Source organism: Paenisporosarcina sp. NPDC076907, assembly GCF_050269735.1.
GTDB lineage: Bacteria > Bacillota > Bacilli > Bacillales_A > Planococcaceae > Paenisporosarcina.
The window spans coordinates 1-20,311 of record NZ_JBNNIX010000010.1 but is presented as its reverse complement, the minus strand read 5'-3'; the positions used below and the strand labels follow the sequence as shown (position 1 = coordinate 20,311).

Sequence of the window (20,311 nt, the reverse complement as noted above, 5' to 3'; positions counted from 1 at the left end):
ACACCCGTTCCCATACCGAACACGGAAGTTAAGCTCTTTAGCGCCGATGGTAGTTGGGGGTTTCCCCCTGTGAGAGTAGGACGTCGCTAGGCAAAATAAAAAACCGGTACCTTCCGAGGTGTCGGTTTTTTTGTGTTCTTTATTAAGGGTTTGAACAGGAGCGTAGCGGAAACAAGACCATTAAGGGTTATAAAGCTATTCATATTTTGAACCCGAACCCCTAAATGGTAGCCATTCCACTGACTTGGAATGGCTCTTTTCTGTTGGAGAGGGATTCTTTAGAGAAAGTCGATCAAAAGGTGTCGGGGTGGTTCAGCAAGTAAACTTGCGGGTGAGACGGGTTTGAGCGATAAAGTGGCTCATATGAGCGAAAAATCTTCTGTGTGAGCGATAAATCCCCAGTTTGAGCGATAACACCGCTATATGAGCGATAAATATTCGAAAGCCCCTCTCGAGAACAAAACCTTGTTTCATCCTCCAACTTAACTTGCCTTATGAGACACCATACGATTTTAAAACACCTAAATGGGAGCCATTCCACTGACGTTGCATGTCTCTTTTCGGATATGTGAATCTCTAGTCTCTCTAGTTGATTAATAAGTTATCAAACATTCATCTTGAAAGAGAGGATTTAATTCATCAAAACAAGTTCTAAGAGATAAATAAATCTAGAACGTATTGATGAATCCTAATACTTGTACTATACGTAAGAACTCGATATGTTAAGAGCATAGTTTGTGAGACGAGAGGATGTTATGAAATGACGACTGTTTATGATTATGCTGCAACTCTAGCAAATGGCGAGGAAGTTTCATTAAATGAGTATAAAGGACAACCAATGGTTATTGTAAATACCGCTAGTAAATGTGGATTTACTCCACAGTTCCAAGAATTACAAGAGTTGTATGATGAATATAAAGATCAAGGACTTGTCGTTTTAGGTTTCCCATGTGGGCAATTTAGCAATCAAGAGTTTGATGATGTAAATGAAACTATGGAGTTTTGCCAATTGAATTACGGAGTATCTTTTCCAATGTTCCAGAAGATAGATGTGAAAGGTGAAAGTGCGCATCCATTGTTCCAACACTTAGTGTCTGAAAAGAAAGGGTTATTGACCGAAGATATTAAATGGAACTTTACCAAGTTTTTGGTGGATCCTGATGGGCAAGTGGTTAAACGCTATGCACCCCAATCTTCGCCTAAGAAAATCGAAGATGATTTGTTAAAATATATTTAAGGAAATATCCGAATAATCTTTCTTATTTCGTGTTCCTTGACAGTCTATGAAGCCGCTGATAACCTTATCAATAATATTCACGAGGACATAGGAGGCGTAAGAGATTATGTGGGAATCAAAATTTGTTAAAGAAGGTTTAACGTTTGATGATGTATTGCTTGTACCAGCGAAGTCTGAAGTGTTGCCTAAAGATGTGAGTTTGTCTGTTCATTTGACGTCAAAAATCAAATTAAATATACCAATTATCAGTGCAGGTATGGATACGGTCACTGAAGCCTCAATGGCGATTGCAATGGCTCGTCAAGGTGGTCTTGGTGTGATTCATAAAAACATGAGCATTGAAGAACAGGCAGAGCAAGTTGTCACTGTAAAACGTTCTGAAAATGGCGTCATTACCGATCCATTTTTCCTTACGCCAACTCATCAAGTATATGATGCAGAACATCTAATGGGTAAATACCGTATTTCTGGTGTTCCTATTGTTAATAATGAAGAAGAGTTAAAGTTAGTTGGAATAATTACAAACCGTGATCTTCGCTTTATTCAAGACTACTCATTGGCAATTGAAGATGTAATGACGAAAGAAGAATTGGTTACAGCTTCAGTTGGGACAACTCTTGAGGATGCTGAAAAGATTTTACAGCAATATAAAATAGAAAAGCTGCCGATTGTCGATGATTCAGGTGTGTTAAAAGGATTAATCACGATAAAAGATATTGAAAAAGTGATCGAGTTTCCTAATGCGGCAAAAGATCATCATGGACGTTTATTGGTTGGAGCAGCAGTCGGTGTTACTTCTGATACGATGAAGCGTGTTGAAAACCTTGTTAAAGCACAAGTAGATGTAATTGTAATCGATACGGCTCACGGTCATTCGCAAGGCGTTATAGATACTGTCAGTGCGATTCGTAAGACGTATCCTGAATTGGACATCATTGCAGGGAATGTAGCAACTGCTGAAGGTACAGCTGCATTATTCGAAGCTGGTGCAGATGTGGTGAAAGTGGGAATAGGCCCAGGTTCAATTTGTACGACACGAGTTGTTGCTGGTGTTGGTGTTCCTCAAATTACGGCTGTTTACGATTGTGCGACGGAAGCACGCAAACATGGCAAAACAATAATTGCCGATGGCGGAATTAAGTATTCTGGAGACATCGTAAAAGCACTAGCTGCAGGCGGACACGTGGTTATGCTAGGTAGTTTACTTGCAGGAACTTCAGAAAGTCCTGGAGAAACTGAAATCTTCCAAGGTCGTCGATTTAAAGTGTATCGTGGAATGGGCTCAATCGGAGCAATGGAAAAAGGCTCGAAAGACCGTTATTTCCAAGACGATGCCAAAAAATTAGTACCTGAAGGAATTGAAGGTCGTCTACCTTATAAAGGACCGCTTTCAGATACTATCCATCAGTTGATGGGTGGTATTCGTGCAGGTATGGGCTACTGTGGAACGAAAGATTTACAAGATTTGCGAGAGAATTCACAGTTTATTAAAATGACGGGTGCAGGGTTGATCGAAAGCCATCCGCATGATGTCCAAATTACGAAAGAATCTCCAAATTACTCGATTTAATTAAATAACAGAACTTTAGCACCTATTCTGTCGTCTATACATTAGGCAGATTGGGTGCTTTTTTTTTAGAACGTCCCGTATGCCAGATTTTTGTGATAAAATGAGCAAGGGAAAATTAAAAAAGAGAATGGCGGAGGTTCTAGAAGTGAAAAGTGCAGTGAACAAAGCGCTAGTGCGCTGGTTACTCCTTCCGATTCTGCTAGTAAGTATGGTTGTGACACAACCGGCTTCTACAGATGCTGAAGAGAGTCTAAATTTATTTGTTGATGGTGCTATTTTAATTGATGCAGATACAGGAAAGATTTTATATGAACAAAATGCAGATACAGCTTTAGGTATAGCAAGTATGACCAAAATGATGACTGAGTATTTATTGTTTGAAGCGATTGAAAACGGACAAGTTACTTGGGAACAACAATATTCTGTAACAGATTATACTTACCAAATCTCACAAGATCGTCGTTTAAGTAATGTACCTCTTCGTCAAGATGGTACTTATAGCATTAAAGAATTATACGAAGCAATGGCAATTTACTCAGCAAACGCAGCGACTGTTGCAATTGCTGAAACGATTGCTGGTACTGAGACTGAGTTCGTCAACATGATGAACAAAAAAGCGGAAGAGCTAGGCTTAACAGGTTACAAGTTTGTCAACTCGACTGGTTTAAGCAATGCCGATTTACAAGGAAATCATCCTCAGGGAACCGGTCCAGAAGATGAGAACGTCATGCCTGCAAAATCAGTAGCAAAATTGGCTTTCCACTTGTTGAATGACTACCCTGAAGTACTCCAAACAACTAATATTACGACTAAAGTATTCAGAGAAGGTACGAGCGATGCAATTGAAATGGATAACTGGAATTTCATGCTTCCTGGTCTTGTTTATGAATATAAAGGCGCTAAAGTTGATGGATTAAAAACGGGTACAACAGATTTCGCAGGTCACTGCTTTACAGGAACTGCTGAAAAAGACGGCATGCGTGTAATTGCAGTCGTGATGAAAGCTGTCGATAGCAAAGGTGTAGGTTCTTATAAAGCACGTTTTGATGCAACTCGTGCATTGTTTGATTATGGATTCTCTCAATTTGCAAAAGAAGAAATTTTACCAGCAGGATATGAATTCAAAGACCAAAAAGACATTCCTGTAATAAAAGGTAAAGAAGACCAAGTTGGCATTACTGTAAAAGAGCCGATTGAAATGGTCATTAAATCTAGCGAAAAAGATTTATATAAACCTAAATTAGTGCTTGATGAGAAGAAAATGAAAGATGGTTCTTTGGAAGCTGCAATTAAGAAGGATGAAGTTGTTGGTCATGTGGAACTTGTAAAATCTGAAGGATCAGACTACGGTTACATCACAGGTGCTTCAAAAGCCTCTAATGTTGTAACAACTGAAGCCGTTGAACGTGCAAGTTGGTTCTCTTTAGGCCTACAAGCTGTAGGTCATTTCTTCGGTAAACTTTGGAATGGTGCAACTGACTTTGTCGGTGGATTATTCTAGGCTAAAAATATCATGATTAAAAGTAAAACGGTGATTTCTTTTGAAATCACCGTTTTTTTATGCTTTTTTTATGTGCCAAGCATTCATTAAGGCCTCTACAGCTGGTTCAATGGCCTCTTCTTCAAAACCGCCGAACCCTATCAACACTTGAGGTCTAGAAGGAATACTTTGAGTTGGTTGGTGGTAGTCGGATAAAGCGTATACCCGAATGTCTTGTTGTTTCGCGAGTTCAACTAATTCACGGTCTGTGGATTCGCTATCTACCGTCAAAACGATGTGCATACCTGCTTGCTCACCTGAAATATGAACAGTGGGTCTATATTCATCTAAGGCCTGCGTTAACTTTTCCAATTTTTTGCGATACAATTTTCGCATGCGATTCAAGTGCTTTGAAAAATGGCCGTCTCTCATGAACTGTGCGAGTACATGTTGATCGAGTCTAGGTACCGTTGACGAATAATACGGGAATGTCACCCGATACGCTTGAAGCAAGTGCATGGGTAACACAAAATAGGCAATGCGTAGCGAAGGCATTAGGGATTTAGAAAACGTACTAATGTAAATGACCCGCTCGCTTTGATCCATTCCTTGCAGAGAAGGAATTGGTTTACCAACATAGCGGAATTCACTGTCATAGTCATCTTCTATAATATAACGACCTTCTTTGGCGGAAGCCCAATTAAGTAATTGAACACGCCTGGAGGCCGATAAAATAGCACCTGTAGGGAATTGATGGGAAGGTGTGACATAGGCAACGCTAGCTTGTTTCTTTTCTAATTCTGCTACTTGCATACCATCTTCATCGACAGGAACCGCTACAGTTTCTCGATCATAATTGGCAAATATATGATGGGTCATCGGATAGCCAGGGTTTTCTATGGCGAAAACTATTTGTTTACCGAGCAGGCGAATCAGCAGCGGCATTAACTGTTCAGTTCCTGAGCCAATTACTATTTGTTGGGCTGTACAACGGACACCCCTTGAGGAGTATAAATAATGCGCAATTTCCTGTCTTAATTCCACGTCTCCTTGAGGGTGACCGAGCAATAGCAAATCACGCGATGTTTCATCTAACACGTCTTTTGCATACTTACGCCATTGATTGAAAGGGAAGGAAGAAGTGTCAATACGGCCTGAGTTAAAATCAATGCTGTAGGCGTGCTTAAATGTTTCTGGTTGATCATGTTTCATTCGCATTTCGTCTGTAAAAGCGAGTTCCTCCACTTGTTCAACGTAATACCCACTTCGCGCAACCGCTTTAATAAAACCTTCTGCCACCAGCTGCCCATAAGCCAATTCAATCGTTGTTTGACTGAGATTGAGAAACTCCGCGAGTTGTCTTTTAGAAGGTAACTTGGTGCCAACAACTAAATCACCGCGAATAATTGTCTCCTTCATTTCAAGATAAAGTTGCTCATATAGAGGTGTTGGTGAAGATCTATCGACTTGATTGAGCCAAATATCCATCAATCTCTCCTAACTGACCTTGTTAAATAGGTGGAAACTGACACTTTTTAAATGGTCATACTTCATTATACTAATAATCATAGATGAAATGGAGGCTATATACAATGACTCAACATGTAACAGGAACGGATCGTGTAAAACGTGGTATGGCAGAAATGCAAAAAGGTGGCGTCATCATGGACGTTATCAACGCAGAACAAGCTCGTATTGCTGAAGCAGCTGGAGCAGTAGCAGTAATGGCATTGGAACGAGTGCCTTCTGATATTCGTGCAGCAGGTGGCGTAGCACGAATGGCTGATCCACGTATTACTGAAGAAGTAATGAATGCAGTAACAATTCCAGTTATGGCAAAAGCACGGATTGGTCATATTTCTGAAGCCCGTATGTTAGAAGAAATGGGTGTCGACTATATCGACGAATCTGAAGTATTAACACCAGCAGATGAAGAGTTCCATTTAATTAAAAGTAATTTCACCGTTCCTTTTGTGTGTGGGAACAAAGATTTAGGTGAAGCAGCTCGACGAATTGGTGAAGGTGCTTCCATGCTTCGTACAAAGGGGGAGCCTGGTACAGGTAATATTGTAGAAGCAGTGCGTCATTTGCGTAAATTAAATGCTCAGGTCCGTAAAATCATCCACATGAATGAAGACGAATTAATGACGGAAGCAAAAATTCTAGGTGCTCCTTACCATGTGTTACTTGAAATCAAACATTTGGGCAGATTACCGGTTGTTAACTTTGCAGCAGGTGGGGTAGCTACTCCTGCAGATGCAGCATTGATGATGGAACTTGGAGCAGATGGAGTTTTCGTAGGATCAGGTATCTTCAAATCAGATAACCCTGAAAAATTTGCACGTGCAATCGTTGAGGCGACGACGCACTACCAAGACTACAAATTACTTGTTGAGATTTCAAAAGACCTTGGAGTGCCGATGAAAGGGATTGAAATATCCCGTTTAGAAGCGAAAGATCGTATGCAGGATCGAGTACTGTAAAATGGTGAAAATTGGTGTATTGGCTCTACAAGGAGCTGTTCGAGAACATATTCGATCGATAGAAGCGAGCGGAGCCCAAGCTGTCGTTGTCAAACGTGTGGAGGACTTGTCTGGGATTGATGGATTAATTCTACCGGGCGGAGAAAGCACAACGATGCGTCGTTTGATTGATTTATACGGCATGATGGAACCCTTGCGCGAATTTGCAAAAGCGGGACATCCAATGTTTGGGACGTGTGCAGGACTTATCCTCCTGGCAGGTTCACTTGTAGGATATGAGCAACCGCATCTAGGTGTAATGGATGTGACAGTAGAACGAAATTCATTTGGTCGACAAGTCGATAGTTTCGAAACGAGCGTTTCTATTAAAGGTGTAGCGGAGGATTTTCCTGCTGTGTTCATACGTGCGCCACATATTCATGAAGTTGGGACTAAGACAGAAGTTTTATGTGAACATAACGGTCGTATTGTGATGGCCAAACAAGAACAATTTTTAGGGTGCTCTTTTCATCCTGAACTGACTGATGATCATCGCGTAACTGCTTATTTTGTCCAATTAGTAGAGAATTTTATAAATTAAAAAGTTTAAGATTAAGCCTGCCATTGTGCGGGCTTATTTTTTTTGAAGGTCTAAATGGTAAATATTAAATTGTAACCATGTAACCATCTTTATCAAAATGTGTAAATACCTTTTGGAAATGGATATTAATTAGATAATATTTCTATCTATTGATATAGGTATATAAAAACAAATGATTCTAAAGATTGGTTTAAGAAAAATTAACCATTTTACAACAAGGAAAATAAACCCGTATTTATCCAATAAAAAACAGTGATAGTTACCTATATATTCAGAATAGTAAAATAGATAGAATACAAATTACCGAATTAAATTCGGAATTTTCAGAAACCAGGGAGTGGAGTTAAGTGAAGAAGAAGAATGTAGTGAGTCTGAGTTTAGCAGCAACGATTGCCTTATCAACAGTCATTGCACCAGTATACGCAGCACCAGGGAGTACAATTTCTGAAAAAGTCCATATGAACCAAAAAAGTAATAGCCCGAATTTTATATCTGGAAAGCTTACTGCTCCATCGAATAAAGCAGCTAAAGATGTTGTGTTAAACTATTTAGCAGAAAAACAAGGACTCTATAAAACTAGCAATGATTCTTATTCTAATTTTAAAGTTTTGAATGAAACAAAAGATGATGTTGGCTTCACTCTTGTTAAATTACAACAGGTCTATAAAGGTGTACCAGTTTTCGGATCAGTGTTAACAGCCCATGTTGATGCGGATGGTGTATTAACAGCTGTATCTGGTGAACTAGCACCGGAATTAGATAAAAAACAAACTTTAAAGAGTGGTGCGAAAATTAAACATGCTGAAGCACAAGCGATTGCTGCCAAAGATATGGCTGCAAAACTAGGACAAGCACCAGAACTTGAGAAGGAAGCAAAACCTGAATTCGTCATTTATGTGAAAGATGGAAAAGCAAACTATGCATATGCACTTGAGTTTGAATTCTTACATCCATCACCAGGTAACTATCAGTATTTCGTGGATGCTCAAACTGGAGACGTTTTAGCTTCGTTTAATCAAATTCATCAAGCAGGTAAACCTGGTGTTACTTCTCCAACAGGAACAAACACAGTAGGTTCAGGTAAAGGCGTTTTAGGTGATACAAAATCCTTCAATACAGTTACAAACAGCAATGGTTCATACTTAGTCGATCGTACGCGTGGAAATGGAATCTTTACGTATGATGCTAAAAACCGAACTCAAACCCCAGGAACGTTATGGTTGGATGCAGATAATGTGTTGAACGCAGCATATGATGGAGCTGCTGTTGATGCACACGCTTACGCTGCTCAAACATATGACTATTATAAAAATGTACATAGCCGTAATAGCTATGATGGAAATGGTGCGCAATTAATTTCTACTGTGCATTACGGTCGCAATTACAACAATGCTTTTTGGAGCGGTTCGCAAATGGTGTATGGTGACGGAGACGGCTCTACATTCATCCCGTTATCCGGTGCACTTGACGTAATTGCACATGAGTTGACGCATGCCGTGACGGATACAACCGCGGACTTAATCTATCAAAATGAATCAGGTGCAATCAATGAATCGATGTCTGATATTTTCGGTACGTTAGTAGAATATCACTTCAACAACAAGCCAGATTGGCAAATTGGGGAAGACATCTACACACCTGGCACATCTGGTGATGCTCTACGTTCAATGGCAGACCCAACACAAAGTGGAGATCCAGATCATTATTCGCAACGCTATGTAGGTACACAGGATAATGGTGGCGTTCATTGGAATAGTGGAATTAGTAATAAAGCAGCTTACTTATTATCAAATGGTGGTACACATTACGGTGTCAGCGTAGCGGGAATCGGTAATGACAAATCGGGTAAAATTTTCTACCGTACGTTAACGCAGTATTTAACACCTAATTCAACGTTTGCTCAATATCGTGTAGCAGCTGTTCAAGCAGCTACTGACCTATACGGCGCAAGTAGCAGTGAAGTTACAAGCGTTAAAGCAGCATTTACTGCAGTGGGTGTGAATTAATTAGTTTTATATTAGGAAATGCAAAACATCAGTTTGTTCTTTAATTGGAACAAGCTGATGTTTTCTTTTTCTTGTATGACAACTTGCCAAAATACATATCCTGTAGTAAAGTATGGTTAATTTCACATATGAAACGATGATGGGAAGTAGTAACAAGCTCCGTTTTTTTTAGAGAGCCGGCGGGTGGTGCGAGCCGGTAAAAACACTTGTGAATCCGTCCTGGAGTTGCGCGACTGAAGACTAGTAAGTTGCAGCCGGTTGAAAAGCCGTTATGAGACAAGTGGATTTGTTCGCATGGACAAATCAATCAGGGTGGTAACGCGGGTAGCTCTCGTCCCTTTCCAAGGGGATGGAGGGCTTTTTTTGTTGTCTAGCTTCGCAGCCCAGCTCGCACCTCCGCTTCAGAAACTCATTCGAAAACGAGTTTTCGATTCCTTTCTTCCACCGGAGGAGTCGAGCTAGAGTGGGCTACTACGCTTTTCGGCGTTGTCTAAAATGATTTTTTAACGCTTGTTTCAACACTTGCCTATCATCAAAATCAAAGGAGGAAAAAACATGTTAGATGTAAAACGAGTTAGAGATAATTACGAAGAAGTGAAAGCAAAACTGGAAAAACGCGGTGAAGATTTAGGGAACTTTGATCAATTTGAAGAGCTTGATTCTAAACGCCGTGAACTAATTGGCAAAGCAGAAGTATTAAAAGCGGAACGTAATGGAGCATCTGAAAAAATCGCCGTCATGAAACGCAATAAAGAAAATGCGGATGATGTCATCTTACGTATGCGTCAAGTAGGTGATGAAATCAAAGTATTGGATGAAGAATTGCGCGGTGTCGAAGAGAAGTTTGCTGACATGATGATGCGCCTGCCAAACATCCCACACGAAAGTGTGCCGGTTGGGGAATCTGAAGATGACAACGTGGAAGAGCGTACTTGGGGAGATATTCGTCAGTTTGATTTTGAACCAAAGCCTCACTGGGATATCGCGACAGATTTGAATATCGTCGATTTCGAACGCGCTGCAAAAACAACAGGTAGCCGTTTCTTGTTCTATCGTGGTTTAGGTGCGCGTTTAGAACGTGCTCTTATGAACTTCATGATTGATCTTCATACTGAGGAACATGGTTATGAAGAAATGCTGCCTCCATATTTGGCAAACCGTGCAAGCCTTACAGGTACTGGTCAATTGCCGAAGTTTGAGGAAGATGCATTCTTAATTGAAAAAGAAGATTTCTTCTTGATTCCGACGTCTGAAGTAACGGTAACGAACTTCTACCGCGATGAAATTTTAACAAAAGATGCACTGCCACAAGGATTTGCTGCATACAGTGCTTGTTTCCGTTCTGAAGCGGGTTCTGCAGGTCGCGATACACGTGGTTTGATTCGTCAACACCAATTCAACAAAGTGGAACTTGTTCGTTTTGTAAATCCGGATGATTCTTATAACGAATTGGAGAAATTAACAGGACATGCTGAGAGAGTTCTTCAATTGTTGGGCTTACCATACCGTGTCTTGAAAATGTGTACGGCAGATTTAGGATTTACGGCAGCGAAAAAATACGATATCGAAGTTTGGATTCCAGCACAAGGAGTGTACCGTGAGATTTCTTCTTGCAGTAACTTTGAGGACTTCCAAGCTCGACGTGCAAACATTCGCTTCCGTCGTGAACCTAATGCGAAACCAGAATTTGTGCATACGTTAAACGGAAGTGGATTGGCACTTGGTCGCACCGTGGCAGCCATTTTGGAAAACTTCCAACAAGAAGATGGTACTGTTATTATTCCTGAAGTTTTACGTCCATATATGGGTGGAAAAGAAATCATCAAATAATAAGCATCTGAATAATAGAAAACCGGAAATGAACTTGTCTCTTAAGTTCGTTTCCGGTTCTTTTTTTGTTCGCGTAAATTGCGGAAAAATTGAGTGAGAATGCCACCGCATTCCTCAGCTAATATTCCTTCAGTTACTTCACATTCATGATTGAAACGGGCATCGTTCAACAATCGATAGAGTGAATCGACGCAACCTGCTTTAATGTCACGTGCTCCGTATACCACTCGGGGAATACGCGATTGCAATATAGCTCCCGCACACATCGGGCAAGGCTCCAGAGTAACGTATAGGGTCATTTCTTCCAGGCGCCAACTTCCGATTTTTGCACATGCTTGCTGGATGGCCAACAACTCTGCGTGAGTCGTTGCATTTTGAGTCGTTTCCCTTAGGTTGTGTGCACGTGCAATGATTTCACCCTGATACACAATGATTGCGCCAATGGGAACTTCGCCTAATGTTGCAGCTTTTTGGGCCTCTTCTAAGGCTTCTGCCATGAAAAGTCGATCTTTTTCAAATACATCCATTCTGCATCGCTCCTTCTTTTTAGTGTAGCATGTTTAGTTCATCTTTCGCATAGCATAAGTGAGATGTGGAACGAGGAGGTCTAAAATGATTTATGTAGTAAAACAAGGGGATAGTCTGTATTCCATTGCCAACCGTTTTAGGGTCAACCCCACGACTTTGGCCAATGTCAATGAGCTTACGAATCCGGATGTTTTGGTAATAGGCCAAACGATTGTTATTCCCGACGCACCCAATCCAAATCGCCCTACCATTGAAACGAATGGTTATGTGGAATGGTACACCGACAAACCATCCCAATCCTTGCTAGACGAAGTAACGAAACGTGGACCATTATTGACTTACATGATGCCATTTTCATATGATGTCAAACGGGATGGATCTTTGACACCATTGGACTGGAGTGGCCTCGATCAAATTGCAAAAGATCAGAACATGGTTTCTGCCATCGTCATTTCAAATATTGAAGATGGGGCATTCAGTGACACACTCGCACAAGATATTTTTGCCAGTACAGCTGTGCAAGATAAATTGATTCAAAATATTTTAGCTGAAGCCAAAGCGAAAAATGCAAAAGATATTCATGTTGATTTTGAGTATTTACGAAAAGAAGACCGACAAAACTATGTTGATTTCTTAAAACGTTTAAAAGCAGCGGCAAAAGGTTTGACTCTATCTGCTGCGCTTGCTCCGAAAACTTCCGCCGATCAGCCAGGGAAATGGTATGAAGGACATGATTATAAAAAAATTGCTGAAGTGGTCGATTTTGTGGTGATTATGACGTATGAGTGGGGCTATAGTGGAGGTCCTCCAATGGCCGTGTCTCCTATCGGGCCGGTACGTAAAGTACTCACATATGCGTTAACTGAAATGCCTGCTAATAAAATCATGATGGGGCAAAATTTATATGGATATGACTGGACATTGCCATATAAACCAGGAAATCCGCCAGCTCAAGCAATCAGTCCGAAGCGGGCAGTTGAACTTGCTCGGGAACGTAATGCAGCAATCTCTTACGATGCGGTCGCCGAGGCACCTTATTTCAACTATTGGCGGGACGGGAAAGAACATGTGGTTTGGTTCGAAGACGCCCGTTCGATTGAAGCGAAATTTGAATTGTTACAAGAACTAGGCTTGAAAGGAATCAGTTACTGGCACATGGGCTTCCCATTCCCGCAGAACTGGGTCGTATTAAATGAAATGTTCCACGTGAAAAAAAGACAGAGCTAAAACCCTTTTCCTCTTTGGAAAAGTGGTTTTTAGCTCTGTTTTTCATTTTCTAGCTGTGATAGAATAGAGGGCATTGAACGATTGAGAACGAGTAGGAGGACTTCTGATGCCGATTCCATTTATCACCGTTGAAGGCCCAATTGGTGTTGGAAAAACTTCATTATCTAAAGCCATAGCCGACGCAAACAAGTTTCAACTGTTAAAAGAAATTGTGGATGAAAATCCATTTTTAAATAAATTTTATGAAGATATCGAAGAGTGGAGTTTCCAAACGGAAATGTTTTTCCTTTGCAATCGCTATAAACAACTGAGTGATATTCAAAAGAATTACATTGCTAATCAAGAACCAGTCGTTGCGGATTACCACATATTCAAAAACCTAATCTTCGCTAAACGTACACTTCCAGCAGAGGAGTACGTGAAGTACGAATCAATCTACCGTATTTTAACGCAAGATATGCCCAAGCCAAACATCATTATCTATTTACATGCTAGTTTGGATACACTGATGAAACGTATTGCACAGCGCGGTCGTGAATTCGAGAAAATGATCAGTGCAGAATATATGGAACAACTTTCAGCAGACTACCATACATTCATTCAGTACTTTGAAGAAACACATCCGGAAATTCCGGTTCTTCGTTTCAACGGAGATGAAATCGATTTTGTTCAAAATGAGTCTGATTTGAAATGGATTTTAAATAAAGTAGACGAAACGCTACAAAAAAGGAGTCTCCACGCATGAACTTACGTGAAAAATATGGCATTCCTCAAAATGCCGTCATTACAATAGCTGGTACAGTGGGTGTTGGGAAATCAACAATGACCAAAGCACTGGCAGACGCACTAAAATTCCATACCTCTTTTGAAAAAGTGGACGCCAATCCATATTTAGATCGTTTCTATGATGACTTTGAAAAGTGGAGCTTCCACTTACAAATTTATTTCCTTGCAGAACGATTTAAGGAACAAAAACGTATTTTTGAATACGGTGGCGGTTTCATTCAAGATCGTTCGATTTACGAAGACACAGGGATTTTCGCTAAAATGCATATGGAAAAAGGGACAATGAACCTGACTGATTATGAAACGTATACAAGTCTCTTTGACGCAATGGTGATGACTCCGTATTTCCCACATCCAGACTTACTTATTTATTTGGATGGATCGATTGAAGACATTTTAAGCCGTATTCAATTGCGTGGTCGTCCAATGGAACAATCCACGCCAGTTGAGTATTGGTATGAAATGCATGAACGCTACGAAAACTGGATCAATTCTTTCAATGGCTGTCCTGTCCTACGATTAAATATCAATGACTATGATTTGATGAAAAATCCGGAGACTGTTGAACCAATTGTTGAACGTATTGGTCACTTTATTCAACAAACATCCATGTTACGTAGATAAGATAGACAAGCCTTCAGCGAAAGCTGAGGGCTTTTTATCTTTCATGGGGTCGTCTTGCAATTAGGTAGCTACCTAACCCTAACGCAATGATTGGAAAAAGTGCCAAGAGGAATATAACTAAAGTGAAATTACCATTGTTATTCTCTACAGGAGGGGATGAGTTGTCTTCAGAAAGAGATTCTGTACTACCGGAACTGGCATATTCTCCGTCACGATTTGCTTTATAAAAGTGCCCATCTGGATCTTCAATTGCAATTGCTTCGTCAGTAGGGATACCCTGAATCGAAAAATATTTCGTCCCACTGGCGTACGAATTTGAGAAATTACCAGAATAGGTTCCTTCATTCGTAGAATATTAAGTAACTGCTCCGATTTCATTTCCGATTTGATCGACCTCTTCATCACTCAAGACGTAAATGTATCCATCCCATACGACAAATGAATATGCCCAATCAGCTGAAGATTTATGAGGTAAGAAGAATGTCATGAAAATGATTGATACTAGCAAGGCACCCAATAAAGAATTGTATTTCATGAAGAACCTCCTTAGTTTTCCATTTGACGTTAGAAGCTACGTCTTGGTTACAGTTTAAAGGAAAAAAGTAAAAGGAACGCACAAAAAAAGGCAACTCGGTTGAGTTGCCTTCATAATATTCTGATTAGTTATGTTAGAAGAAAATTCGTTACGTTAGTAACGAATAACAATCTCCATGTATATGCGCGTGTTTGTTGAAAAAATGGAGGAGGTAGAGGGATTCGAACCCCCGCGGGATTTGACTCCCCTGTCGGTTTTCAAGACCGATCCCTTCAGCCAAACTTGGGTATACCTCCGTGTCAACAAAATATAATTTATCATGTACGAAAAACAAAGTCAACAATTTCAGGTAATATAATTAAAGTTTAAGTATTTCGTTTTTTCACTCGATTAGATCTGGAAATGTAGCTTTAAAATAAACAACCTAGCCAAGTGGTTAAAGACGTACATAAAGGAGGTAGGGAGACGTTAGTGTGTTAATTCAATGTTTCTTCGAGCAATGCTCTATATTGCGTCAAATCATAAGAAGAGTTATCAACTATAACTTTCTTTAAAGAAAGTTTATTAACGATTTCTTTTTCCAACAATTTTCTAGCTTCTAGAACTTTTAAAGTTCCTTCTATTCCTCGATAGTCATGCGCCTTTCCGTACCCTTGATTTGTATAGTAATCGATAAATCCATTAGACCAACTGTTATCTCGTTCCCTGTAGGCTTTTTCAAATGAGGCACGAAGATTTTCTTGATTCACGTAAATCAATAGTGGGTTCAATGGTTCGATACTTTTCGCCAGCTGCAAGATATAATCTGAAACAATCTCCCTTGAAGCATTGTATTTAATCATGCCGATGGTTATGGGATTCTGAATAAAACAGCATTCGAAAATATAGGTTTTGTTACTCTTGAGTGCTTGTTGAACAAATTCCTTCCAGCTATTTATCAGAAGTGGAATATGAATATTGAGTGGCAGTTCATAAATATCATTCTCTGCAAGCTTGTTATATAAGTCTTTAGGGAGATTGGTTTGATATCTCTCTTTCATTTTTTGATAGGAAACGAAAGCTCCATTTTCCTTTGAGTGTGTATTTTCTTTAAGTACTGTTGCGTACTCGGCGTTAACTGTAAGTAATTCCTTGAAATCGTCTGGTGTGTAATAAGCGACTCCCTCAAAATCTGCAGGATGGTTCAGATCTCCTTCAGAGAAAAGTTCATTTTGTATGTGTTGTGCCGTCAAAAGTTCTTGCATAAGCCGGGCGGTTGTTGATTTCCCAGAGCCAGGTAATCCTTCAATTAAAATCAATTTTGTGTTCATGTAGTGGTTTGCTCCTTATATTGAAGATGAGTCATGTTTCTTTAATTCAAGAAGAAAAACCATTTAACCTTCAAGCAAAACAATGATTTTGTAAAAAGTCTCAGAGAATGAAATAGTAGGATTTGATTTTTTTCGATTAAGTCAGTATACTAGTAAATGCCGTGCTAGGTGGGAAGGTAGCGGTGTCTTGTAACTCGCAATCCGCTCTAGCGAGACTGAACTCCTTCTCTGAGGTTGTTTATATGTAGGGTCTGACTTTTGCACGTAGTGTTGACGTCTGGGTCCTGCGCAATGGGTACCCATGAATCAGGTCAGGTCCGGAAGGAAGCAGCCTTAAGTGGATTTTTCTCATGTGCCGCAGGGTTGCCTAGGCAGAGCTAACGACAGGGGTTCCGCTTATGTATTGCAATCGAAGGAAGGTGCACGGCATACATACTTCTATTCAGGTGTTTGTTCGCTTACCATGCGAATGAACACCTTTTTTCATTCTCGAATTCTTTGTCTTTCAAAGAGCTAGAGCGTATGCCTTATGGTATAATTAAAGGACTATTAAAAATTAAACGATAAGGGGAGAAATCAGTTGGCGTATCAAGCTTTTTATCGTGTTTACCGACCTCAATCATTTGCAGAAATGTCAGGTCAAGCACATGTGAAACAAACCCTTCAAAATGCTCTCCTTTATAATAAAACAACACATGCTTATTTATTCAATGGTCCGCGGGGGACAGGTAAAACCAGTGCGGCAAAAATCTTTGCCAAGGCGTTAAACTGTGAAAAAGCACCCGTATCGGAACCATGTAATGAATGTGAAACGTGTAAAAGTATTACGAATGGATCGAATACAGACGTTATTGAATTCGATGCAGCATCTAATTCAAGAGTAGAAGAAATTCGTGATATTATTGAAAAAGTTCGTTTTGCTCCTGCAAATTCGCGTTTTAAAGTGTATATCATTGATGAAGTGCATATGCTCTCCAACAGCGCTTTTAATGCTTTACTAAAAACACTAGAAGAACCTCCAGCGCATGTGGTATTTATTTTGGCGACTACAGAGCCTCATAAATTGCCACTCACGATCATTTCCAGATGTCAGCGCTTTGATTTCAAACGCATTACAGCTACAGATATTGTGGATCGTATGAATGTTGTATTAGCTGATTCGGGTATTCCATCGAATGATCAAGCTTTAAAAGTCATCGCGCAAGCAGCTTCTGGCGGTATGCGTGATGCACTGAGTATGCTGGATCAAGTGGTGTCATTCAGTGGTGACGAAATGACGATTGAAGACGCACTTCTCGTAACAGGTTCGATCGGACAAGATATCTTCTATCAACTTGCCGAGTCCTTATTGACGAAAGATGTTGGGAAAGTCTTAACTCTTTTAGAGGAATTAATGAAAGAAGGAAAAGATGCAGTTCGCTTAACCGAGGACTTAATTACCTTCTTCCGAGATCTTTTATTGATGAATACAGCACCATCTCTTGATGAGTTATTGGAACTTGCATCTGGTGAAGAAAAGTTTAAGCAACTTGCGCATCAGTTCCCGGTTGATACGTTGTATCGTTATATCGAGATCTTATCAGCCACTCAACAAGAAATGCGTTACTCGAACCATGCAAAAGTCTATTTAGAGACAGCGCTATTAAAAATGTCGCAAGTTAAAGTGACTACTTCTCAACAAGCAGCAGTTGATTTAGGTCCATTTGAAGAGAAAATTGCTCAACTGGAACGAACAGTTATTGCGCTTGAACAACAACTGAAACAAGGTATAACAACAAATGGTGCACAAACTCCTCAAGCGAGTGAATCACAAAAACGCCAGAGGTTAAGAACTCAAACAGGTTTCAAAGCACCGTCCGGCCGCATTCAAGAAGTATTGAAAACGGCGACGAAACAAGATATTCAGTTGATCAAGTCGCATTGGCCGACGATTATGACGCAATTGCAAAAATCACATGCAGCGTTATTGAATGAAGCTGAACCAGTTGCGGCATCTACTGGTGCTTTTGTGTTAAAATTCAAATATGATATTCATTGCCAAATGGCTGCGGATAATCAAACGTTTTCGAGCGCCTTTTCTCAATTGCTTATGAATCTAACTGGCAAGATGTATGAGATTCTTTTTGTTCCAGAAGAAGCTTGGGTGAAAATCCGTGAAGAGTTTATTCGCAACAAAGGGTTGAAAGCATCTGATACAGATTCAGATGTAGCTTCCGAATCAAGCGAGACGGAACAAGCCGCAGATGAAATGTTAAGCTTTATGCAAGAAGAGAAAGCAGCTACAGAAGATCCATTGATTGTGGAAGCGGAAAAATTATTTGGTAAAGAATTTGTAGAAATACATGATGATTAGGGAGGAAAAATAGTATGCGTGGAATGGGTAATATGCAAGGTATGATGAAACAAATGCAAAAAATGCAAAAGAAAATGGCTGAGGCTCAAGAAGAATTGGGAACTCAACATTTTGAAGGCGTTGCAGGTGGCGGTATGGTTAAAGTAACTGTTACTGGACACAAAGAAGTAATCAGCGTTGCTTTGGATGAATCAGTTGTGGATCCTGAAGATATTGAAATGCTACAAGATTTGATTGTAATAGCTACAAACGAAGCGATGAAAAAAGCAGAAGAAACTTCGAACTCCACGATGGGACAATTCACGAAGGGATTGAACCTCCCTGGCATGTTCTAGGAGGAAATCACATGCATTATCCTGAACCGATATCAAAGTTGATTGATAGTTTTATGAAATTGCCAGGTATTGGGCCGAAAACTGCGGCCCGTCTGGCATTTTTCGTGCTAAGTATGAAAGAAGACACTGTCCTTGAATTCGCTAAAGCGTTGGTTGATGCGAAGCGTAATTTAAGTTACTGCTCGATTTGTGGTCACATTACCGATATAGATCCTTGTCATATATGTCAGGACAAACAACGTGATGACACTATCATTTGTGTAGTTCAAGACACGAAAGATGTCATCGCCTTGGAAAAAATGAGAGATTACAAAGGTCTGTACCACGTTTTACATGGGGCAATTTCGCCGATGGACGGTATAGGACCGGAAGACATTAACGTCCCTCCTTTATTGAAGAGATTGCAAGATGAGCGAGTACAAGAGTTGATTTTAGCAACGAACCCTACAATAGAAGGTGAAGCAACCGCTATGTATATTTCCCGACTTGTAAAACCATCTGGAATTCGTACAACAAGAATTGCTCATGGTCTTCCGGTAGGTGGGGACTTGGAATATGCAGATGAAGTTACTTTATCGAAAGCGTTAGAAGGCCGACGTGAGTTATAAAGAGGAGGCCGAACTGCCATATGTTTTTCAAAAAAGCGAAACTTAAAAAAGATTTCGATAGTAAGCTCGTTTCCTTGATGAAAGAAACGAAAGAGGACTGGCAACAATCTCAGATCATCGAAGAACTTATGGATGACTATGAGTTATCTATTATTGCCCAGCGTAAAATTGCTGAAAGCAAACACTTCTTTCTATATAAAGAAGCGCGAATTAGAAAAATCCTTTTGAAATGAAGTATATGTTATACCGATTCCTTCATATAGTTAGTTGATAACTTATATGAGAGGTGGGAGAAGCTCAATGAAGCTGACTCTTTATGTGATTGGTATAGCTGTACTTCTTTTTTTATTTTTAAACAAAGCATCGAAAGGACGAGTAATCGAAGCGTTCTCTATTTGGTGGTTTAGAATTGCGTTTGCTTTTGTGATCTTGTTTGCCATCCACTTGATTGCAAGTCAGTTCGGACTTTTCATTCCCGTCAATATCGTATCTGGCTTATTGATTGCATTCCTAGGAGTTCCGGGAATAGCAAGTGTATTAACGATTTCTATATTCCTATAACTTTTTTAAGAAATAGTGTTGACTTTTATAAGCCAGGCTGATATATTTATAAAGTTGCTTGATTGAAAGCGACGAATTAGAAAAAAAGAATATCAAAACTTGTTGTTGACATGACGATTAAGAATTGGTATGATATAAAAGTTGCTGTTACGACAGCGACAAACAAATGAACCTTGAAAACTGAACAGCAAAACGTCAACAATAAAGCGGAACGCACTTCGGTGCCGGAAGCGAAACTTGAACTTAAACGTTCATTAT

At 40.0% G+C, this 20,311-nt stretch carries 20 protein-coding genes, 1 tRNA gene, 1 rRNA gene, 1 other RNA gene and 1 other annotated feature; of the genes, 17 read left to right on the top strand and 6 right to left on the bottom strand.

Translation table 11 applies throughout. From position 1 onward, the window contains the following. The 4 genes from rrf to ACQKEV_RS17430 all read left to right on the top strand — a co-directional run. Positions 1–92, top strand: a 5S ribosomal RNA gene (gene rrf / locus ACQKEV_RS17445); the annotation flags it as partial. Between the two features lie 668 nt (positions 93–760). Continuing rightward, positions 761–1,237: a glutathione peroxidase gene (locus tag ACQKEV_RS17440; RefSeq protein WP_427448176.1), complete on the top strand. Its 477-nt coding sequence runs from the start codon at positions 761–763 to the stop codon at positions 1,235–1,237. A 106-nt stretch (positions 1,238–1,343) separates the two neighbouring features. Continuing rightward, positions 1,344–2,807 (top strand): IMP dehydrogenase, encoded by a 1,464-nt coding sequence (gene guaB, locus ACQKEV_RS17435; RefSeq protein ID WP_427448174.1) that lies wholly within the window; start codon positions 1,344–1,346, stop codon positions 2,805–2,807. 145 nt (positions 2,808–2,952) lie between these two features. Beyond that, complete coding sequence (locus ACQKEV_RS17430; RefSeq protein WP_427448172.1) at positions 2,953–4,308, top strand: serine hydrolase; 1,356 nt, start codon at positions 2,953–2,955, stop codon at positions 4,306–4,308. Positions 4,309–4,365: 57 nt separating this feature from the next. Here ACQKEV_RS17430 and ACQKEV_RS17425 read toward each other — a convergent pair whose 3' ends face one another. Beyond that, positions 4,366–5,775 carry a PLP-dependent aminotransferase family protein gene (locus tag ACQKEV_RS17425; RefSeq protein WP_427448171.1) on the bottom strand — a complete coding sequence of 470 codons (1,410 nt, stop codon included), beginning with the start codon at positions 5,773–5,775 and terminating at the stop codon, positions 4,366–4,368. Between the two features lie 104 nt (positions 5,776–5,879). Between ACQKEV_RS17425 and pdxS the strand changes: the two genes are divergently transcribed. The 4 genes from pdxS to serS all read left to right on the top strand — a co-directional run bounded on the left by pdxS (position 5,880) and on the right by serS (position 11,186). After that, positions 5,880–6,770, top strand: coding sequence for a pyridoxal 5'-phosphate synthase lyase subunit PdxS (gene pdxS, locus ACQKEV_RS17420; protein ID WP_427448170.1), 891 nt, complete (start codon positions 5,880–5,882; stop codon positions 6,768–6,770). Between the two features lies 1 nt (position 6,771). Continuing rightward, positions 6,772–7,350, top strand: a complete 579-nt coding sequence (gene pdxT, locus ACQKEV_RS17415) for a pyridoxal 5'-phosphate synthase glutaminase subunit PdxT (RefSeq protein ID WP_427448168.1) — start codon at positions 6,772–6,774, stop codon at positions 7,348–7,350. 347 nt (positions 7,351–7,697) lie between these two features. Then, entirely contained in the window at positions 7,698–9,356 is a 1,659-nt protein-coding gene (locus ACQKEV_RS17410) for a M4 family metallopeptidase (protein ID WP_427448166.1), read from the top strand. Between the two features lie 127 nt (positions 9,357–9,483). Continuing rightward, positions 9,484–9,698, top strand: a binding site (T-box leader). A gap of 213 nt (positions 9,699–9,911) precedes the next feature. Beyond that, on the top strand, positions 9,912–11,186 hold the full coding sequence (gene serS / locus ACQKEV_RS17405; RefSeq protein ID WP_427448164.1) for a serine--tRNA ligase: 1,275 nt from the start codon (positions 9,912–9,914) through the stop codon (positions 11,184–11,186). 41 nt (positions 11,187–11,227) lie between these two features. Here the strand turns inward: serS and tadA are convergent, their stop codons facing one another. Beyond that, complete coding sequence (gene tadA, locus ACQKEV_RS17400) at positions 11,228–11,713, bottom strand: tRNA adenosine(34) deaminase TadA (RefSeq protein WP_427448163.1); 486 nt, start codon at positions 11,711–11,713, stop codon at positions 11,228–11,230. 85 nt (positions 11,714–11,798) lie between these two features. Between tadA and ACQKEV_RS17395 the strand changes: the two genes are divergently transcribed. From ACQKEV_RS17395 to ACQKEV_RS17385, 3 genes are all read left to right on the top strand, one after another. Continuing rightward, entirely contained in the window at positions 11,799–12,941 is a 1,143-nt protein-coding gene (locus ACQKEV_RS17395; protein ID WP_427448161.1) for a glycosyl hydrolase family 18 protein, read from the top strand. Between the two features lie 106 nt (positions 12,942–13,047). Beyond that, positions 13,048–13,686 (top strand): deoxynucleoside kinase, encoded by a 639-nt coding sequence (locus tag ACQKEV_RS17390; RefSeq protein ID WP_427448160.1) that lies wholly within the window; start codon positions 13,048–13,050, stop codon positions 13,684–13,686. After that, the gene (locus ACQKEV_RS17385; protein WP_427448158.1) at positions 13,683–14,351 is read left to right on the top strand and encodes a deoxynucleoside kinase; all 669 of its coding nucleotides are present in this window, start codon (positions 13,683–13,685) and stop codon (positions 14,349–14,351) included. The genes ACQKEV_RS17390 and ACQKEV_RS17385 overlap by 4 nt, the downstream gene beginning before the upstream one ends. A gap of 355 nt (positions 14,352–14,706) precedes the next feature. Here ACQKEV_RS17385 and ACQKEV_RS17380 read toward each other — a convergent pair whose 3' ends face one another. The 3 genes from ACQKEV_RS17380 to ACQKEV_RS17370 all read right to left on the bottom strand — a co-directional run bounded on the left by ACQKEV_RS17380 (position 14,707) and on the right by ACQKEV_RS17370 (position 16,196). Continuing rightward, a complete protein-coding gene (locus ACQKEV_RS17380) occupies positions 14,707–14,886 on the bottom strand; it encodes a hypothetical protein (protein WP_427448157.1) in 180 nt (59 codons plus the stop codon). A 203-nt stretch (positions 14,887–15,089) separates the two neighbouring features. Next, positions 15,090–15,182, bottom strand: a tRNA-Ser gene (locus ACQKEV_RS17375). A 180-nt stretch (positions 15,183–15,362) separates the two neighbouring features. After that, positions 15,363–16,196: a hypothetical protein gene (locus ACQKEV_RS17370; protein ID WP_427448155.1), complete on the bottom strand. Its 834-nt coding sequence runs from the start codon at positions 16,194–16,196 to the stop codon at positions 15,363–15,365. A 159-nt stretch (positions 16,197–16,355) separates the two neighbouring features. Here ACQKEV_RS17370 and ffs point away from each other — a divergent pair. The 6 genes from ffs to ACQKEV_RS17340 all read left to right on the top strand — a co-directional run bounded on the left by ffs (position 16,356) and on the right by ACQKEV_RS17340 (position 20,053). Next, an RNA gene (ffs, locus tag ACQKEV_RS17365) (signal recognition particle sRNA large type) lies at positions 16,356–16,623 on the top strand. A 153-nt stretch (positions 16,624–16,776) separates the two neighbouring features. Further along, positions 16,777–18,549, top strand: a complete 1,773-nt coding sequence (gene dnaX, locus ACQKEV_RS17360; protein ID WP_427448153.1) for a DNA polymerase III subunit gamma/tau — start codon at positions 16,777–16,779, stop codon at positions 18,547–18,549. Positions 18,550–18,563: 14 nt separating this feature from the next. Further along, positions 18,564–18,884 (top strand): YbaB/EbfC family nucleoid-associated protein, encoded by a 321-nt coding sequence (locus ACQKEV_RS17355; protein ID WP_016428964.1) that lies wholly within the window; start codon positions 18,564–18,566, stop codon positions 18,882–18,884. Between the two features lie 11 nt (positions 18,885–18,895). Continuing rightward, positions 18,896–19,492 carry a recombination mediator RecR gene (gene recR, locus ACQKEV_RS17350; protein ID WP_016428965.1) on the top strand — a complete coding sequence of 199 codons (597 nt, stop codon included), beginning with the start codon at positions 18,896–18,898 and terminating at the stop codon, positions 19,490–19,492. Between the two features lie 20 nt (positions 19,493–19,512). Then, the gene (locus ACQKEV_RS17345) at positions 19,513–19,725 is read left to right on the top strand and encodes a YaaL family protein (protein ID WP_427448151.1); all 213 of its coding nucleotides are present in this window, start codon (positions 19,513–19,515) and stop codon (positions 19,723–19,725) included. 67 nt (positions 19,726–19,792) lie between these two features. After that, a complete protein-coding gene (locus ACQKEV_RS17340; protein WP_427448150.1) occupies positions 19,793–20,053 on the top strand; it encodes a pro-sigmaK processing inhibitor BofA family protein in 261 nt (86 codons plus the stop codon). 76 nt (positions 20,054–20,129) lie between these two features. Here the strand turns inward: ACQKEV_RS17340 and ACQKEV_RS17335 are convergent. Next, on the bottom strand, positions 20,130–20,311 hold a 182-nt coding region (locus ACQKEV_RS17335; protein WP_427448148.1), incomplete at its 5' end, for a hypothetical protein.

Excerpts from the sequence above, each read along its gene's own strand:
- tadA (WP_427448163.1), bottom strand. The coding sequence starts at position 11,713 with ATGGATGTATTTGAAAAAGATCGACTTTTCATGGCAGAAGCCTTAGAA.
- pdxT (WP_427448168.1), top strand. The coding sequence starts at position 6,772 with ATGGTGAAAATTGGTGTATTGGCTCTACAAGGAGCTGTTCGAGAACAT.
- ACQKEV_RS17425 (WP_427448171.1), bottom strand. The coding sequence starts at position 5,775 with ATGGATATTTGGCTCAATCAAGTCGATAGATCTTCACCAACACCTCTA.
- pdxS (WP_427448170.1), top strand. The coding sequence starts at position 5,880 with ATGACTCAACATGTAACAGGAACGGATCGTGTAAAACGTGGTATGGCA.
- ACQKEV_RS17390 (WP_427448160.1), top strand. The coding sequence starts at position 13,048 with ATGCCGATTCCATTTATCACCGTTGAAGGCCCAATTGGTGTTGGAAAA.
- ACQKEV_RS17385 (WP_427448158.1), top strand. The coding sequence starts at position 13,683 with ATGAACTTACGTGAAAAATATGGCATTCCTCAAAATGCCGTCATTACA.
- ACQKEV_RS17395 (WP_427448161.1), top strand. The coding sequence starts at position 11,799 with ATGATTTATGTAGTAAAACAAGGGGATAGTCTGTATTCCATTGCCAAC.
- serS (WP_427448164.1), top strand. The coding sequence starts at position 9,912 with ATGTTAGATGTAAAACGAGTTAGAGATAATTACGAAGAAGTGAAAGCA.
- ACQKEV_RS17380 (WP_427448157.1), bottom strand. The coding sequence starts at position 14,886 with ATGAAATACAATTCTTTATTGGGTGCCTTGCTAGTATCAATCATTTTC.
- ACQKEV_RS17440 (WP_427448176.1), top strand. The coding sequence starts at position 761 with ATGACGACTGTTTATGATTATGCTGCAACTCTAGCAAATGGCGAGGAA.
- ACQKEV_RS17370 (WP_427448155.1), bottom strand. The coding sequence starts at position 16,196 with ATGAACACAAAATTGATTTTAATTGAAGGATTACCTGGCTCTGGGAAA.
- ACQKEV_RS17345 (WP_427448151.1), top strand. The coding sequence starts at position 19,513 with ATGTTTTTCAAAAAAGCGAAACTTAAAAAAGATTTCGATAGTAAGCTC.
- guaB (WP_427448174.1), top strand. The coding sequence starts at position 1,344 with ATGTGGGAATCAAAATTTGTTAAAGAAGGTTTAACGTTTGATGATGTA.
- ACQKEV_RS17355 (WP_016428964.1), top strand. The coding sequence starts at position 18,564 with ATGCGTGGAATGGGTAATATGCAAGGTATGATGAAACAAATGCAAAAA.
- ACQKEV_RS17340 (WP_427448150.1), top strand. The coding sequence starts at position 19,793 with ATGAAGCTGACTCTTTATGTGATTGGTATAGCTGTACTTCTTTTTTTA.
- recR (WP_016428965.1), top strand. The coding sequence starts at position 18,896 with ATGCATTATCCTGAACCGATATCAAAGTTGATTGATAGTTTTATGAAA.